Source organism: Mesorhizobium sp. EU05-FHT14A09, assembly GCF_058790995.1.
Genome location: NZ_JBYTDF010000003.1, coordinates 296,232 through 311,572, shown reverse-complemented (window position 1 = coordinate 311,572; position 15,341 = coordinate 296,232). Strand labels below are relative to the sequence as shown.

Annotated in this window: 15 protein-coding genes; 4 read left to right on the top strand and 11 right to left on the bottom strand. The window is 63.4% G+C overall.

Annotated elements, in window-relative coordinates:
- The first annotated feature begins 77 nt into the window (after nt 1-77).
- Together AC3WTO_RS13075 and AC3WTO_RS13070 are read left to right on the top strand one after the other, a co-directional pair.
- Nucleotides 78-1,562: an aldehyde dehydrogenase family protein gene (locus AC3WTO_RS13075; RefSeq protein ID WP_492461162.1), complete on the top strand. Its 1,485-nt coding sequence runs from the start codon at nt 78-80 to the stop codon at nt 1,560-1,562.
- Complete coding sequence (locus AC3WTO_RS13070) at nt 1,559-2,866, top strand: Tm-1-like ATP-binding domain-containing protein (protein ID WP_492461161.1); 1,308 nt, start codon at nt 1,559-1,561, stop codon at nt 2,864-2,866. Before AC3WTO_RS13075 ends, AC3WTO_RS13070 begins: the two co-directional genes overlap by 4 nt.
- Before the next feature lie 347 nt (nt 2,867-3,213).
- On the opposite strand, the gene AC3WTO_RS13065 is transcribed toward AC3WTO_RS13070, so the two are convergent.
- From AC3WTO_RS13065 to AC3WTO_RS13045, 5 genes are all read right to left on the bottom strand, one after another.
- Nucleotides 3,214-5,082, bottom strand: coding sequence for an ABC transporter ATP-binding protein (locus AC3WTO_RS13065; RefSeq protein WP_492461538.1), 1,869 nt, complete (start codon nt 5,080-5,082; stop codon nt 3,214-3,216).
- Complete coding sequence (locus AC3WTO_RS13060; protein WP_492461160.1) at nt 5,082-5,957, bottom strand: ABC transporter permease; 876 nt, start codon at nt 5,955-5,957, stop codon at nt 5,082-5,084. Before AC3WTO_RS13060 ends, AC3WTO_RS13065 begins: the two co-directional genes overlap by 1 nt.
- Before the next feature lie 16 nt (nt 5,958-5,973).
- Entirely contained in the window at nt 5,974-6,921 is a 948-nt protein-coding gene (locus tag AC3WTO_RS13055) for an ABC transporter permease (RefSeq protein WP_492461159.1), read from the bottom strand.
- 2 nt (nt 6,922-6,923) lie between these two features.
- Nucleotides 6,924-8,453 carry an ABC transporter substrate-binding protein gene (locus tag AC3WTO_RS13050; RefSeq protein ID WP_492461158.1) on the bottom strand — a complete coding sequence of 510 codons (1,530 nt, stop codon included), beginning with the start codon at nt 8,451-8,453 and terminating at the stop codon, nt 6,924-6,926.
- A 177-nt stretch (nt 8,454-8,630) separates the two neighbouring features.
- Nucleotides 8,631-9,281: an HAD family hydrolase gene (locus tag AC3WTO_RS13045; RefSeq protein ID WP_492461157.1), complete on the bottom strand. Its 651-nt coding sequence runs from the start codon at nt 9,279-9,281 to the stop codon at nt 8,631-8,633.
- A 198-nt stretch (nt 9,282-9,479) separates the two neighbouring features.
- On the opposite strand from AC3WTO_RS13045, the gene AC3WTO_RS13040 reads away from it, so the two are divergent.
- Nucleotides 9,480-10,739, top strand: coding sequence for an acyl-CoA dehydrogenase family protein (locus AC3WTO_RS13040; protein ID WP_492461156.1), 1,260 nt, complete (start codon nt 9,480-9,482; stop codon nt 10,737-10,739).
- A gap of 59 nt (nt 10,740-10,798) precedes the next feature.
- On the top strand, nt 10,799-11,338 hold the full coding sequence (locus AC3WTO_RS13035) for a flavin reductase family protein (protein ID WP_492461155.1): 540 nt from the start codon (nt 10,799-10,801) through the stop codon (nt 11,336-11,338).
- A 77-nt stretch (nt 11,339-11,415) separates the two neighbouring features.
- Here AC3WTO_RS13035 and AC3WTO_RS13030 read toward each other — a convergent pair whose 3' ends face one another.
- The 6 genes from AC3WTO_RS13030 to AC3WTO_RS13005 form a co-directional block, all read right to left on the bottom strand.
- Entirely contained in the window at nt 11,416-11,826 is a 411-nt protein-coding gene (locus AC3WTO_RS13030; protein WP_492461154.1) for a MarR family winged helix-turn-helix transcriptional regulator, read from the bottom strand.
- Nucleotides 11,827-11,907: 81 nt separating this feature from the next.
- The gene (locus tag AC3WTO_RS13025; RefSeq protein WP_492461153.1) at nt 11,908-12,378 is read right to left on the bottom strand and encodes a nucleoside deaminase; all 471 of its coding nucleotides are present in this window, start codon (nt 12,376-12,378) and stop codon (nt 11,908-11,910) included.
- Nucleotides 12,378-12,752, bottom strand: a complete 375-nt coding sequence (locus AC3WTO_RS13020) for a DMT family transporter (RefSeq protein ID WP_492461152.1) — start codon at nt 12,750-12,752, stop codon at nt 12,378-12,380. Before AC3WTO_RS13020 ends, AC3WTO_RS13025 begins: the two co-directional genes overlap by 1 nt.
- Nucleotides 12,753-12,790: 38 nt before the next feature.
- A complete protein-coding gene (locus tag AC3WTO_RS13015; protein ID WP_492461151.1) occupies nt 12,791-13,111 on the bottom strand; it encodes a DMT family transporter in 321 nt (106 codons plus the stop codon).
- Nucleotides 13,112-13,370: 259 nt separating this feature from the next.
- On the bottom strand, nt 13,371-14,336 hold the full coding sequence (locus AC3WTO_RS13010) for a DUF808 domain-containing protein (RefSeq protein ID WP_492461150.1): 966 nt from the start codon (nt 14,334-14,336) through the stop codon (nt 13,371-13,373).
- Between the two features lie 41 nt (nt 14,337-14,377).
- Entirely contained in the window at nt 14,378-15,226 is an 849-nt protein-coding gene (locus AC3WTO_RS13005; RefSeq protein WP_492461149.1) for an ArgP/LysG family DNA-binding transcriptional regulator, read from the bottom strand.
- Nucleotides 15,227-15,341 lie beyond the last annotated feature (115 nt).

Sequence of the window (15,341 nt, the reverse complement as noted above, 5' to 3'; positions counted from 1 at the left end):
CATTCTGCATAGTGAAATTGAACCCGACGCATGCCGTCAGATCCTCTGGCGGCCATTCCGTGCTGGAGGCCTTGGTGATGGACCAGTCGAAGATCGACACGCTGCGCGCTCGCTCGGTGTCGCCGCAATCGCTGTTCATCGGCGGCCGTTGGCGGCCCGCGGCGAACGGCGAAGAGATAGAGGTCATTTCGCCGATTGATGGCCGTGCCTTTGCCAGGATCGCTCGGGCTGGCCGGGAGGACGTCAACGCCGCCGTATCGGCGGCGCGCGCAGCTTTCGAAAATGGCGTGTGGTCGCGCATGGCACCGGCCGCGCGCAAGAAGATCATGCTGCGCATCGCCGACGGCATCGAGGCACATGCGCTCGAACTCGCCGTGCTCGGTGTTCGCGACAATGGCACCGAGATCGGCATGGCGCTCAAGGCGGAGCCGGGCAGTGCTGCCGCCTCCTTCCGCTACTATGCGGAGGCCATCGACAAGGTCTACGGCGAGATCGCCCCGACGCCCGCGACGGTGCTCGGCCTCATCCATCGCGAGCCGGTCGGCGTGGTCGGCGCCATCGTGCCGTGGAACATGCCTTTGATGATCGGTGCATGGAAGCTGGCGCCCGCGCTCGCGGCCGGCAATTCCGTGGTGCTGAAGCCTGCGGAGGCAGCCTCTCTGGCGTTGTTGCAGCTCGCCGGCATCTGCGCGGACGCAGGCCTGCCGGAAGGCGTGCTCAACGTCGTGACCGGCTCCGGCTCGGTGGTGGGTGAAGCCATTGCCACGCATATGGATGTCGACGTGCTGGCCTTCACCGGTTCCAATGCGACAGGACGACGCCTGCTCGAATATTCCGCCCGCTCCAACCTCAAGCGCGTCTACCTGGAGCTTGGCGGCAAGTCGCCCAACATCGTCTTCGCCGATGCCGCCGACCTCGACAAGGTAGCGAAGATGTCGGCAAACGCCATCTTCCGCAACTCGGGCCAGGTATGCGTGGCCGGCTCACGGCTGCTCGTCCAGCGTGGCATCCACGACGAACTGGTCGAACGGCTGGCGCGTGTCGCCGACGCACTCAAGGTGGGTGATCCGCTTGATCTCGCCAGTGATGTCGGTGCGGTTGCCAGCGAGAGCCAGCTTGCCGGTAACCTGCGCTTCGCCCGCCAGGCAGAAGCGGAAGGCGCACGCCGGGTGACCGGCGGCGAGCGTATTCTGCAGGAGACCGGCGGCTACTATCAGCGACCGGCGATTTTCGAACGCGTGACGCAGCAGATGACGCTGGCGCGGGAGGAGGTGTTCGGCCCGCTTCTGGCCGTCATCGCCTTCGACGATGAGGAAGATGCTGTCCGCCTCGCCAATGACACCGAATACGGTCTGGCGTCAGCCGTCTGGACCTCCAGCCTCTCGACCGCGCACCGGATGATCCGCGCGGTGCATGCCGGTGTCGTGCACGTCAACACCTATGGCGGCTCGGACCTGACTGTACCGCTTGGCGGTCATCGCCAGTCGGGTAACGGACACGACAAGTCGCTGCATGCCTTCGAAAAATACACCGCGCTCAAGACCGCATGGATCCAGTTGTGACTGCTTTCGATACAGCACTGCGCCGAGGCGACCAGTCCGTGGACAGGCACAGGACCATCCTCATCATCGGTACGTTCGATACCAAGAAGGAGGAGCTGTGCTTCATGCGCGACGTCATCGAGGGCGATGGCGGTGCGGTGCTGACCATGGATGTCAGCGTGCTGGGAGAGCCCGGTATCCCGGTCTCCTTCTCCAAGCACGACGTTGCGGCCGCCGCCGGCGCGACGATCGCCGAGGTGATCGCCAGGGGTGATGAGCACCACGCCATGGCATTGATGAGCCAAGGCGCCCAGGCCCTTACCCTGAAGCTGCTCACCGAGCGCCGCTTCGACGGCATGATCTCGCTTGGCGGAACGATGGGAACGGACCTTGCACTCGACGTGGCGCTTGCCCTGCCGATCGGCGTGCCGAAATATGTCGTCTCGACCGTGGCCTTTTCCGCCCTGATCCCACCCGAGCGCCTGGCCGCCGACGTGCAGATGATCCTGTGGGTCGGCGGGCTCTACGGCCTCAACGCCATCTGCCGGTCGGCGCTCAGCCAGGCCGCAGGTGCGGTGCTCGGCGCGGCGCGCACCGCCACCGGCGTGCAGCGCCAGCGCGCGCTGGTCGGTGTCTCGTCGCTCGGCAATGCCGCGCTGAAATACATGCGGCGGCTGAAACCTGCGCTGGCCGAACGGGGCTTTGAAAGCGCATCCTTCCATGCCCAGGGCATGGGTGGCCGCGCCATGGAAAGCCTTGCCGAGCAGGGTGAACTGGTTGCCGTGCTCGACCTCTGCCTGCAGGAATTCAACAACGGCATCCACGGCTCCATCGTCAACAGCGGACCCGAGCGGCTGACACGTGTCGGCCAGGCAGGCGTGCCGTTGATCGTCGCGCCAGGCACCGCCGATCTTGTCGACCTGCCGACCTGGCAGCCGATACCGTCACACTTCTCGGATCGGCCCTGTCATGTCCACAACAAGCTGATTTCCTCGGTTACGCTGACCGAGGCCGAGCGACGCTTCACCGCCCGTGAAATCGCCGCCCGACTGAATCGGGCGCGTGGACCGCTGCATGTGGTGCTGCCGCTGGGCGGCATCCAGGAATGGGACCGCGAGGGTGAGATCGGTCACGACCCACAGGCGTTGTCGGCCTTCTTCGAGGAGCTCCTCGTCAGTCTGGCGCCTTCGATACCAGTCACGGCGGTTGAAGCGCACATCAACGACGAAGCTTTCGCGCTCGCCGTACTCGCGGTGTTCGACGGTTGGATCACCGATGGCATCATCAGCGCCGCGACCGATGCCAGGCCCTTGCCGGTCGCCTGATCGTTTCGGTTGGGGCTTCGCGTGACGGCCCAGTGCTGCTCAACCTGTGTCTGAACCGTGGCGCTTTCGTCGCCGTTCCGGAATGGATCCCGGACACTCTCCGCTTCCTTCGGTCGCTCCGAGGTCGAGGATGACGAGCTTCATGTGCTCCCAAGGCCATTTGTCACCGCTGGCTCCACAATTGTAATTGGCGAGCGCGAAAAGGGAACTCCGTCATCCTCGACCTCGAAAGGAGCGAAGCGACTGGAGAGTGTCGGGGATCCATTCCGGAACGGCGACGAAAGCGCCACGGTTCAGACACAGGTTGAGCAGCACTGGCCGTCACGCGAAGCCTCAACCGCACCCGATCACGCCCGTAACGGCGGATGGCGCGAGGCTTCGACACGATGGTCGAGATCGGCTTCCAGCGCATTTGCCAGCAATTGCCTTGTATAGGGATGCTGCGGCCGGTCGATGACGTCGCCAACTTGGCCGATCTCGGCGATCTTGCCCTTGTCCAGCACCAGCACCCGGTCGGCGAGGTTGCGCACCAGCGCCAGATTGTGGGTGACGAACAGCATGGTGAGCCGGCGTCGTACCTGCAGATCCTTCAAGAGATTGACGATGGCCGCCTGCACCGAGACATCGAGCGCGGAAGTGATCTCGTCGCACACCAGGATCTCGGGATCGGCCGCCAGGGCACGGGCTATCGCCACGCGCTGGCGCTCGCCACCGGAGAGCTGATCGGGAAACACCCGCATGACCTCCTGCGGCAGCCCGACCTGCGACAGCACGGTGGCAATCGCCTCGCGCCGGCCGCGCCGGTCGGTCTTGTGGCCAAACCTGTCCGTCTTGTGAAAGGTGTCGTAGACCAGCCCGATGAGTTCCTCGACCGTCTGCCGCGGATTGAGCGAGTTGTGCGGGCTCTGGAAGATATACTGGATCGCCTGGAGCTGGTCGCGCGACCTGTCGCGGGCGCGCGCCGCCAGCGGAGCGCCGTTGAACAGCACGCTGCTCGTCTGCTGCTTCACTAGGCCGATGAGTGCACGCGACAGCGTGCTCTTGCCTGAGCCCGACTCGCCCACGATCGCCAGGCACTCGCCCCTGTGGGCAGAGAAACCGATGCCGTCGAGCACACGGAAATTGCTGTAGGAAACGCTGAGGTCGCGGACCTCGAGAACCGCCTTTTCCGACTGGTTAGCCACGGGATCGGGCAAGCGCTGCGGTTCGACATCGGCCATGGCGGCGACATTCACGCAGCGCACCCAGTGTCTTGGCCGCGGCTCCGTCATCGCGATCGGCGCCGACTGACAGGCCGCATCCGCCTTCGCACAGCGCGGATGGAAGAAACATCCGCGGGGACGGTTGGCGGGACGGGCAGCACCACCCGGGATCGTCGCCAGATGCGTCCGGTAGCGCAATTCCGGCACGGCGCCGAGCAGAGCGCGGGTGTAGGGGTGCATCGGGGCGGTCAGGATGGTTTCGACACGCCCCAGCTCCACCACCCGCCCGGAATACATGACCATGATCTGGTCCGCGATATGAGCGATCACCGACATGTCGTGCGTGACATGCAGGGCGCCGATGCCTTGCTCGCGGCAGAGTTTCTTGACGACGTCGAGGATGCGGTTCTGGGTCGTCACGTCCAGTCCTGTCGTGGGCTCGTCCAGCACGATCAGCTTCGGAGCCAGGATGACCGCCATCGCGATGCCGATGCGCTGCTGCTGGCCGCCGGAGAGCTGATGCGGATAACGCTGCAGAAACGCCCTGTCCGCCGGCAGGCCGACAGCGGCCATGACGGCGGCGATACGCTGCTCGATCTCGGCTGCCGGAGTCTCGGGCTCATGTGCCTCGATCACCTCGGCGAGTTGCAGGCCGATGCGCAGCGACGGGTTGAGCGCCGATGCCGGATCCTGCGGCACATAGGCCACGGTCTTGCCACGCAGCAGCCGCTTCTTTTCACGGGTCAAGGCCAGCATGTCGGCGCCCGGATTGCCGCCGATGAACACGTTGCCGCCGGTGATCCTGGCGCCACCGCGCGCGAAGCCCAGCAATGCCATGCCGACCGTGGTTTTGCCCGAGCCGGATTCGCCCACCACACCCAGCACCTCGCCGGCGCGGATGGTGAAATTGACGTCGTCAATGATGTCGCCGCCGCCTGGCAGCTCGACGCGCAGGTTGCGAACCTCGACCGCGAGATGGGCGCCTGCGTTCGGCGCGCAGGAGATTGCTTGCATCACGATTCGCCCCCGGATTTGCGACTGGCCCCCGACATGGTGCTAGCGATGCCTTCCGCGATCATGTTGATGCCGAAAGCGAAGATGGCGATGCACAGGCCAGGTGCGAACACCGGCAACGGCCGGGTGGCGATGCGGCCGCGATTCTCATTGATCATCAGCCCCCAATCGGCGTTGGGAGGCTGGATGCCGTAGCCCATGACGCTGAGCGCGGCGATGCCGGCGATCGACCAGACGATGCGGATGCCAAACTCGACCAGCAATGGCGTCGTGATGTTGGGCAGGACCTCCCGCCACAGGATGCGCCAGCGCGGCACGCTCAGCGCTTCGGCGAACTGCACGAATTCGCGTTCCACGATGTCCGCGGCCACGCCGCGCGTGATGCGCGCCACCTGCGGCATGTGGGCGATGCCGACCAGAAGCACGACCAGCCATTGCTTGGTGCCGATCAATGAGACGAACAGCAGCACGAAGATGATGAGCGGGATGGAGAGGAAGACATCCATCACGCGCATCAGGAATTCATCCACCCAACCCTTGCTGTAGGCAGCGACCAGCCCGACGGTTGCTCCCAGAACCATACCGATCGAGGCAGCGGCGAACGACATCCACACCACCGGAATGCCGCCGTACAACAACCTGGACAGCACGTCGCGGCCGCGGAAGTCGGTGCCCAGCAGGAAGCCGCCACCGGGCGGCATGAATGGTTTGCCGACGAAGGCATCCGGCCGATAGGGCGCCAGCAATGGCCCGAACAGCGCCAGCGCGATGACCACGAGCGTCACGACGATGCCGATTTGCGTGCGGCGATAGCGAGACGCCTCGCTGAAGGCCAGCCACCATGTCGAGCCGTGGAAGACGGAAGAGGTACTCATGCCATGATTGTCCGGGTCAGCTCCTCAGGCGCGGCGTCATGAGGATCGTCAGGATGTCGGCCAGCATGTTGAAGACGATGTAGCCGAAGGCGAAGATCAGCACGATCGCCTGGATCACGAAGATGTCGCGCTGCGCGACGGCCGACTGCAGGGCGCTGCCGAGCCCCGGATACTGGAAGATGAACTCCACCACCACCGCCCCGCCGAGGATATAGGCGAGCGTCAGCGCCGAGGCCTGGATCGATGGCACCAGGCTGTTGCGCAAGGCATGCCGCAAAAGCACGACGCGCGGCGGCAGTCCTTTCAGCCGCGCCGTCACCACATATTCGGAGGCGAGCGCATCCATCAGCGAGGCGCGGATGAGACGGCCGAGATAGGGCAGCACCGCCAGCGTTAGCGTCATCGCCGGCAGCACGAGCACCTGCGGATTGCCGAGCACGGACTGCCCCGGCGGCACCAGCGCGGTCGAGGGCAGCAGATGCAGCACCTGCGTGGACAAGAGCAGCACCAGGATGATGGCGACGACGAATTCCGGGATGCCGGCAGTGCCGATCAGGAAGCCGTTCGTCATGGTGTCGAAGCCGCCACCGGGCTTGATGGCCATGGCGATGCCGATGATGAAGGAAATCGGCAATGCCACCAGACTGGTCGCGGCAAGCAGCAGCAGCGTGTTCATGAGCCGGGGCTGAACGATGTCCCAGACCGGCCCGCGGCTGATGAGGGACATGCCCATGTCGAGATGAAGCAGTCCCCCGATCCAGCTCAGATACTGCACCACCAAAGGCCGGTCCATGCCGAGCTGGGCCTTCAGCATGGCGACGGCTTCCGGCGTGGCGCTACGCCCCAATATGGCGCGCGCCGCGTCGCCGGGCAGCACATTGGTGGCGAAGAAGACGATCAGCGAAATCAGCAACAGGGTGAGGACACCCAGTGCCGACCGCCGGATGATATGCCACCGCAACATACTCAGGCCGCGAAGCCGAGGCCGGGCAGTGCGCGATAGATGCCGGCGCCGCTCTGGTCGAAGCTCGGCAGGCCGACGACCGCCGCCTTGCACAGCGCCAGTTCGTTGAGATAGACCGGAATAATCCAACCGCCACGGTCGAACAGGATCTCCTGCAGCTTCAAGGTGATCTCCCGGCGCGCCTTCTCGTCGAGCGTGTTGGATGCCTTCTTCCACAGTTCCAGATATTCAGGGTCGCGCCAGCGCAACTGGTCAAGGCCTGCATTCGGACCATCGGCCAGGGACGAAATCAGGAAGATCGGTCCGGAAGGCCAGTAATCGCCGCCGAAGAAGTGCCGGTCCATATATTCCTCATTGTAGAAAGAGGCGCCGTCGAGCTGCTTGACGGTGATGGTCAGACCGATCTCCTTGGCGTTTTCGGCCAGCACCAGCGCCGTAGCCATGTCGTGATACATGATCAGTTCGAGCTGGGTGCCGGCGAGCCCTGCTTCCTCGACCAGCGCTTTCGCCTTGGCGACGTCGCGCTCGCGCTTCAATTCGCCGTCGAAATCCGGATCGTAACGGCCATAGAGGTCGCTCGCCGGAGTGGCGTTGCCATTGTAGACGGAATTGAGCACGGCCTGCCGGTCTATGACCAGCCGCAGCGCCTGCCGCAGGCGCGCGTCGTTGAACGGCGCGACGTCTGTGCGCATCTGGATGGGATAGAATTTCCCGGTGGGCGAGTTGTAGACCTTGAACCGGTCATCGCCTTCGACCTCCCCGACGAGGGAGGCATCCACCTCGTTGATGATGTCGATCTGGCCGGACTGGAGCGCATTCAGCATCGCCGACGCGTCCTCGAACGGACGCAGCACCACCTGATCCAGAATGGCCGGCGTGCCGTGATAAGTGTCGAAGCGGTCGAGCGTCACCGACTGGGACTGGACGACCTGACCGTATTTGAAGGGGCCCGTTCCGACCGGCGCCTTCGGGTCGTAGTCAGCCGGCAGGATGCTGGAGTATGGATCGGAGAGCGCGGTGGGGAACCAGCTTCGCGGCGCCTCCAGCACCAGCCGCACGGTATGGTCGTCGACCTTCTCGAAGGACTTGATCGGGCCGAGATGACCGCTCGTCATGCTGCCCGGCTCGCGGATGCGCTTGAGGCTGAAGATCACGTCCTCGGCTTTCAGCTCGTTGCCGTTGTGGAACTTCACGCCTTTTTTGATTTTGACGATCCAGACGGTGGCGGTGTCATCGGCCGGCGCGACGGACTCCGCCAGACACATGACGATGTTGCCCTCATTGGACTGCTTGGTGAGCGCCTCGAAGACGTTGAACTGGTTTGCCAGGTTGGTCCCGAGGTCGCCCGACGGGCGGTGGGGATCCAACGGGCCAAGCCCGGCCTGCCCGAGCGCGCCGATTGTCAGCGTGCCGCCCTTCGCGGGCGCTTCGGCCAAGGCCGGATTGACCATTCCACCGGGCATCATCGCACCGAATGCGACGAGGCCAGCCGTTCCCTTGAGAAAACCTCTGCGGCCGATTTCATATGTCATGAGCTTCGCTCCCCAATTTATTGGCTCCCGCGCCGTTGCCCGGCCCTTTTTGGGGCGACGGGTTAACGGCCAGGGGCAACATGCACTGCAAGAGACGCCTCGATGGTAAGCCGCCTGCTCCTGGCATGGTGGTGGATTCCCAATTCTTGGCCATACCCTTTGGGGGTGAAGGCATGCTCACAGGCCGAGCATGCCGAGTGCCTGGTCATAACTCTCGTCGGGCTTCGTTACGTCGAAATGCACGCACGGCAATTGCACGGCTTCCGCACCCTCGATGTTGCTGCGCTGGTCATCCACGAAGACACAATTTTCCCACGGCACACCAAGCGCCGCCACGACCAGTTCATAGGCCTTGGGATCCGGCTTCAGGATGCCGGTGTAGGTCGCATCGATGACGACGTCGAACTGCTCGATCAACGGCAGCCTCTTGCGGAAGTCGGCACCGTAGAAGAGATCCAGTTCGTTGGACAGGATGGCAAGCCGCAGTCCTGCCCCCCGTACTTCCCGGATCGCTCGGCGGGCCTCGGGCCGAACGACAAGATCGGGATCGGCGCCCCTGACCCTGTGCACGAAGGTCTGCATGTCGTTCCATCGCTCGCCAAGCAACTGGCCGACCTCGGCGGCGCGGAGACGCCAATACTCGCGTTCCGATATCTCCTGCTTCTGCATCGAGACCCAAAGAGCATCGGTGGAGATGTCGAAGGGTCCGCGCCATCCCAACGTGCCGGCGGGCAGGCCGAGGACCCGCTCCGTGACATCGTGGGTTTCGAAAAGCGTGCGCGTCACCACCCCGCCGAAATCGAGGATAAGGGCCCGATCTTTTCTCATGGCAACTCTTTTCTCATGGCCACGCTTTTCGCTTCAGCACGCCCGGCTGTCGTCGCGAGGCAAACCTAGCGGGGATGCGCGCGGCCGTTCATCCTCGTGAAGGGTGATGCCCCCAAAGCGACACACGTCCCTGCGCGAGGGTATTTCGAGCCGCGTGCAGCCGTTTAGAGTCGGGACCGTGAGCGGAGGATACCGATTATGGACCAGCCGGGCGTGACGATGGCGGGTCGAGCGGACACGCCGAACCTTGAGGAATTGCTGCGGCGTGCACGTGCTCTGCAGCCCTTGTTGCGCGACGAGCAGGCCGATTGCGAAGAGCGAGGCTGTCCGAGCGCCGAGGTCGCGCAGGCCATCCGCGATGCCGGTCTGTTCCGCATTCTATCGCCGGTCCGCTACGGCGGCTACCAGATGGCGCTGCCCAATTTCTACGCGGCGATCATGGAGATCGCCCGGGGCTGCCCTTCGACGGGCTGGTGGTATGCACTGGGCGCGGCGCACGCCGTCCAGGTTTCCTCCTATCTCGAACAGGACGGCCAGGACGAAGTGTTCGCGCGCGGCCCCGATTTCTGTGCGCCGTGGAGTTTCAACGCCGACCATGCCATGGCCTTGCCGGTCGAAGGCGGCTACCGGGTCAGTGGCCGCTGGGCTTACTGCTCTGGCGCACCGCACGCCGATTTCTTCATGGGTGGCATGAGCGTGCCTGACATTCATGGCCGCACCGCCAGCCGCGAGACGAGCTGGATCGCCCCGACATTGACCGTCGTCGTGCCGAAGGGTCAATTCGAGATCCTCGACGATTGGGGCGACCTCCTCGGCATGCGCGGCAGCGGCTCGAACGGCGTCGTGCTCGACAATGTCTTCGTGCCGACGCACATGACCATCCGCATGAACCACGCCGCAACGCTGTTCGGCGATACGCCCGGCAGCAGGCTGCATAAGGGGGAGCCGCTTTACGGCGGACTGTTCAATGCCTTCGCCGAGGGCAGCCTGGCCGCAATGGCGGTCGGCACGGCCGAAGCCGCCATCGACGAATACATCCACATCATCAAGACCAGGAACGCCGGGCTTTCAGGCAGGCTTCGCATCGACATGGAAGACTATCAACGCACGCTGGGGCTCGCCGTCGTGACCGCGGACACCGCGCGCGCCGCCACCATCCGGGGCGCCGAAATCTACATGGAAAGGTCGGCGCGATCGGTCGCCGGCATCACGCCATTCACCAACGAGGCCGGCGTGCGGCTGGATGGCATGTACCATATGGTCGAGAAGATGGTCGCAGATGTCGTGGAACCTCTGTTGCGGACAGCCAGTTCGACCGCGTCCCGCAACGGCCAGAAGATGCAACGCTACTGGCGCGACGTGACGACGCTGCGCGGTCGGCGCGATCAGCTCGATTTTCGCGCCTCGGGCATCGCGCTCGAATATCTCCACGCCGCCGGACACCTCAATCGCAACTGAACGCGTCGCCTCCGGGCAGGCTTCATGGCAAGGCCAATACGCGACCGCAGGATACAATCATGATCAGTCTCGATCTCTTCAAGCACGGCATGCGACGGCTGGCCGCCGGTGTGTGCGTGATCACGACCGTGGATGAAAACCGCCGCACCGGGCTGGTGGCGACGTCGGTGACGTCCTTCTCGGCCGATCCACCGTCCTTGCTGATGTGCGTGAACCGTTCGTCCCAGAGCAACGAAGCGGTCAGCCGCAGCGGCATCTTTTGCGTCAACCTGCTCGCCCATCCCGACGCGGACTTCGCGGTGCAATTCAGCACGGCCGCCACGCGCGACCAGGCCTTTGCTTCCCGCTCCTGGCGCGAACTCGAAACCGGCGCGCCGGCCCTGGTGGGTGCCGTCGCCAGCTTCGATTGCAAGGTCATCAACGAGATTTCGTTCCGCTCGCACACCATCTTCGTCGGAGAGATCATGGAAGCGCTGCTGCCCAATCGGGATATCGAACCGCTCGTCTATATGGGCGGCTCCTACATGACCACGTCGCACGCCCACCCTCGCCAGCGTGAACTGGCGATGGTCGACCGGATCGGATTTTCAGATCTGTAAGGCCGCATCGCTCACGAGCGTCGACGAAAACAAGAAGATAGAGCACTCCCGACGATTCTGTTTTCGCCGGAAATGCTCTAGTCGGCGTCAACCAGCCTTGCGGACAGCAATGCCTCGCCGCCATGGTCCCTGAGCGCGCCGTCCAGCGCGTTGTCATAGTCGGGTTGAGCGCTCACGAGACGCTCCCGTCCTTTGTCGGTCAGAACCGCATAGACGCCGCGCTTGTCATCAGGGCAAAGGTCGCGCAGAGCGAGCCCGCTGCGTTCCAGGCGCTCGACCATTCGCGAAACCGAGCTCTGGTTGAGCCGCAAATGTGTGGCGAGGTCCTGCATTCGCAGTTCGGAATTCACGGATCGGGAAAGGACCTGCAGTGCACGGTATTCCGACAGGCCCAGGCCATGCTGGCCCTGCAGCACCTCGCCGAGATCGGCCTCGACACTCGCTACGGTCTGGATCAACCTGACCCATGAATCGCTTTTGCTCGGCATGCTCTGCAGACTCCGCTTCGCGCAATTGCTGACGTGGCTACATGTATGCTCATGCAATATCTATCTCAAGGGTGACAGCATCTAGGACGCATGCGAGAGGAATGCCATGAACGGTTGCAAGCGCCCGGATACGGCAAGCTTCCCGACAGCAGGCTGCCGCCAGCTTCGCGGGTCATGGGCAAACAGATCATACGTGCCGCGATAGTCGAAACCATAGGCGGCAACCTCGTCGCGATCGACGGCGTAGAGCACTTCCGAGACCCCCGCATACAATGCGCTCATGTAGCACATCGCGCAGGGCTCTCCCGAGGCCAGAAGCGTCGTGCCGGTCAACCGGCTCCTCTGGTGCGCGCGGCAGGCATCGCGGATCGCCTCGACTTCGGCATGGGCGGTCGGGTCGTTGTGCTCCCGGACGCGGTTGATGCCGCGCCCGAGAATGACGCCGTCCCGATCGACGACGAAAGCGCTGAAGGGGATGCCGCCATTGTGGACGTGATCCACGGCGGCTGCGACGGCTTCCTCCAGCAGTGACGCATAGCAGACGTCGGCCATCAGGCCTGTCCCCGAAGCTTGGCGCTGTCAGCCAGCTTCAACCAGACGACGCCGACAATGATGACGCCGAGCCACAACGCCTGAACCAGGGTGAGCGGCTGATGGAGCAGGACGCTGCCGAAAGCAGCGGCGCCGACAGAGCCGATGCCAGCCCATGCCGCATAACCGATCCCGACATCGATGGTCCGCAAGGCAGCGCTCAGGAAGTAAAGCGTGAGCAGGAAGAATATCAGCGCGGCGATCGACCAGCCTGGGACCGTGAACGCCTGGCTGCCGCCAACGCTGAGGGCGTAGCCGATTTCGAAAACGCCGGCGAGCAGCAGCATGACCCAGGCGCGGCCGGCGCCCTGATGCATTTCATTTGAGCGTGTCATCTCTGTTTCCTTTCCGATCTGTAAGCAACGAGGCGGCTTCAGGCCGCTCCGCTGAGACGCAGGCCGATGACCCCGCCGATGACGAGAGCGATGCCGAACGCCTTGTTCCAGTTCAGCTGCTGCCCGAAGAAGATCGCGCCCAGGATGACGATCCCGACGCCGGACACCGAGGTCCAGATCGCGTAGCCGACACCGACGTCGAAGGTGAGCAGGGCAAGACTGAGGAAGAAGGTGCCGATCGCACCGCTGACGAGCGTGGCGACCGTCCACCAGAACCTGGTGAAGCCCTTTGCGTTGCCCGCGCTGATCGCGACCGCGATCTCGAAGATCACGGCAATCCCAAGATAGAACCAGTTCATTGTGGTATCCCTTTCATGACCGAGGCCTATGACGGCCTTCTCCAAGACAGGTCGGCCTGGCCGGATCACCTGCGTCACCGTCTCGACGAGGCGCTGTCCAATCGCTCTCGTGTGGCTTCATATATTTGTATGTGCATGCATGTATCAAGCCGGATGAGATTCAAATTATTTGCATGCATATGCAAAGATATGAAACCATCTATGGCTTGGCGAAGGCCTCGGCCCATCCTCGGTCTCTGCAAGAGCTTAGTTTCGCTCGTCACGCCGCGTGCGAGTTGCCAAGAACCTTCTGCACGAGCGGGATCGTCAGCAGGCCGACAACCAGGCCAATCAGCCCTGCCGCAGCCGCCGAAACCAGGAAAGCGAGCAGTTCACCCGCCACGGGAATGGAGTGCGCCGCCTTTTCCGCCGCGGCTTCGATAAGATGCGCGGGCGCGCCATAGCCGAAGGTCTCGAGACCATGCACGAGAATGCCGCCGCCAACCCAGATCATGGCGGCCGTCCCAACCGCGGCGAGCACTTTCAGGAAATAAGGCATCCCCGTCACGACCCCTCTCCCGAAGGCGCGCAATGCACCACCCAACCCGAGAAAGCGTCCCTGGGTCCTTGCCAGGGCCAATCCGAAATCATCGGCTTTCACGATAATGGCGACGACGCCATAAACCCCGAGCGTGATGCCGATGCCGACCACCGCAAGGATGGCTGCCTGCGTCAGCACACTCGTGGAAGGGATTGCGGCCAACGTAATGGCCATGATCTCCGCCGACAGGATGAAGTCTGTCCTGATCGCACCTTGGACTTTTTCGTTTTCCAATTTGGCAGGTTCGACCGGAGTAGCCGTGGCCACGCCATTTTCCGTCTCGGCGTGCGGGAAGAAGATTTCCAGCACCTTCTCCGCGCCTTCGAAGCATAGATAGATACCGCCGACCATCAGCAGCGGCGTGATCGCCCAGGGTGCCAGCCATCCGAGCAGCAAGGCAGCTGGAAGCAGGAAGATGAGCTTGTTCCTCAGTGAGCCGATCGTGATCTTCGCGATGATCGGCAGCTCGCGTTGCGCCGTGAAACCGACGACGTAGCGAGGCGTTACGGCCGCATCATCGATGACCACGCCCGCGGCTTTTGCGCCGGCTTTCGTGGCCTGCGCGGCGACATCGTCGATGGAGGCGGCCGCGACCTTGGCAATCGCAGCCACATCGTCGAGTAAGGCGAGCAGTCCGGAACTCATTCACAATCCTTGTCTGGCGACGGGGTCGACTGTTGTGGAATTCATCGTTTCGCCGCTGCCGAAAATGCCTGTTGGATGGCATTTCGCAAGGACTTAATGGTGCGACTTTCGCTGCGCCAACTGTGCAGGAACAGATCGATCTCCAGGGCGGGTTCGTCGTCCAGGGCCACCAGATCGCCTTTCGCCAGCTTGTCTGCAATCAACGATTCCGGAAGCACAGCCCAGCCGGCACCATGCATGACGGCTGTCTCGATGTCGGCAACGCTGGGTATATAGCAGCGCACCGCCGAAAGCGGGCTGTTCGTTTTCCTGGCAAGAGCGGCTGACGTGGGGGTGTCCTCTTTCTCGAAGAAAATGACGGGCAGCGTTCCTTCCTGTGCCGAATTGACCTTGTCCGGAGAAGACACTGCCCAGTAGCGCAGCGCGCCGATGGCATCGACATCACATCCGGGCAAAGCGTCGGGGTCACTCGAAATCGCGGCCGCAACGCTTCCTGCCCGCAGCAGCGCGCGGGTCCGCGTGTGATCCACCGCCAGGATCTCAAGCATGCGACCGGTCTCGGCCTGAAACTTGATCATCGCCGGGACAAACCAGGCGGCAAGCGAGTCGTGATGAACCGCGACGGTGATCGTGCCCGTTTCCGTCAGTTGCCCTACCTGCTGCCGTGCTTCGTCGAGCAGCAGGTCGATTTGCCTTGCCGTGCGCAGGAGCGCTTCGCCGGACATCGTCAGCCGTGTCGGCTGCTCCCGTATGACCAGGAGATCCCCAAAGGAGTCTTCCAGTTTTGCCAGACGTTGGGAAACGGCACTCGCAGTCACGTGAAGCGTCCGCGCGGCAGCTTCCAGACTGCCGTTTTCCGCAATGGCCACCAGTGTCGCCAGGTCGCGCAAGTCCACTTAAGTTCTCCTAAGGGGTACTTAAGATTAGTCGTTGGCGCTTGCAGGCGCAACGATCTACGCAACGTCCGATGCAGCGTTGCGAGGAATACATGAAGCTGTCTGCGCC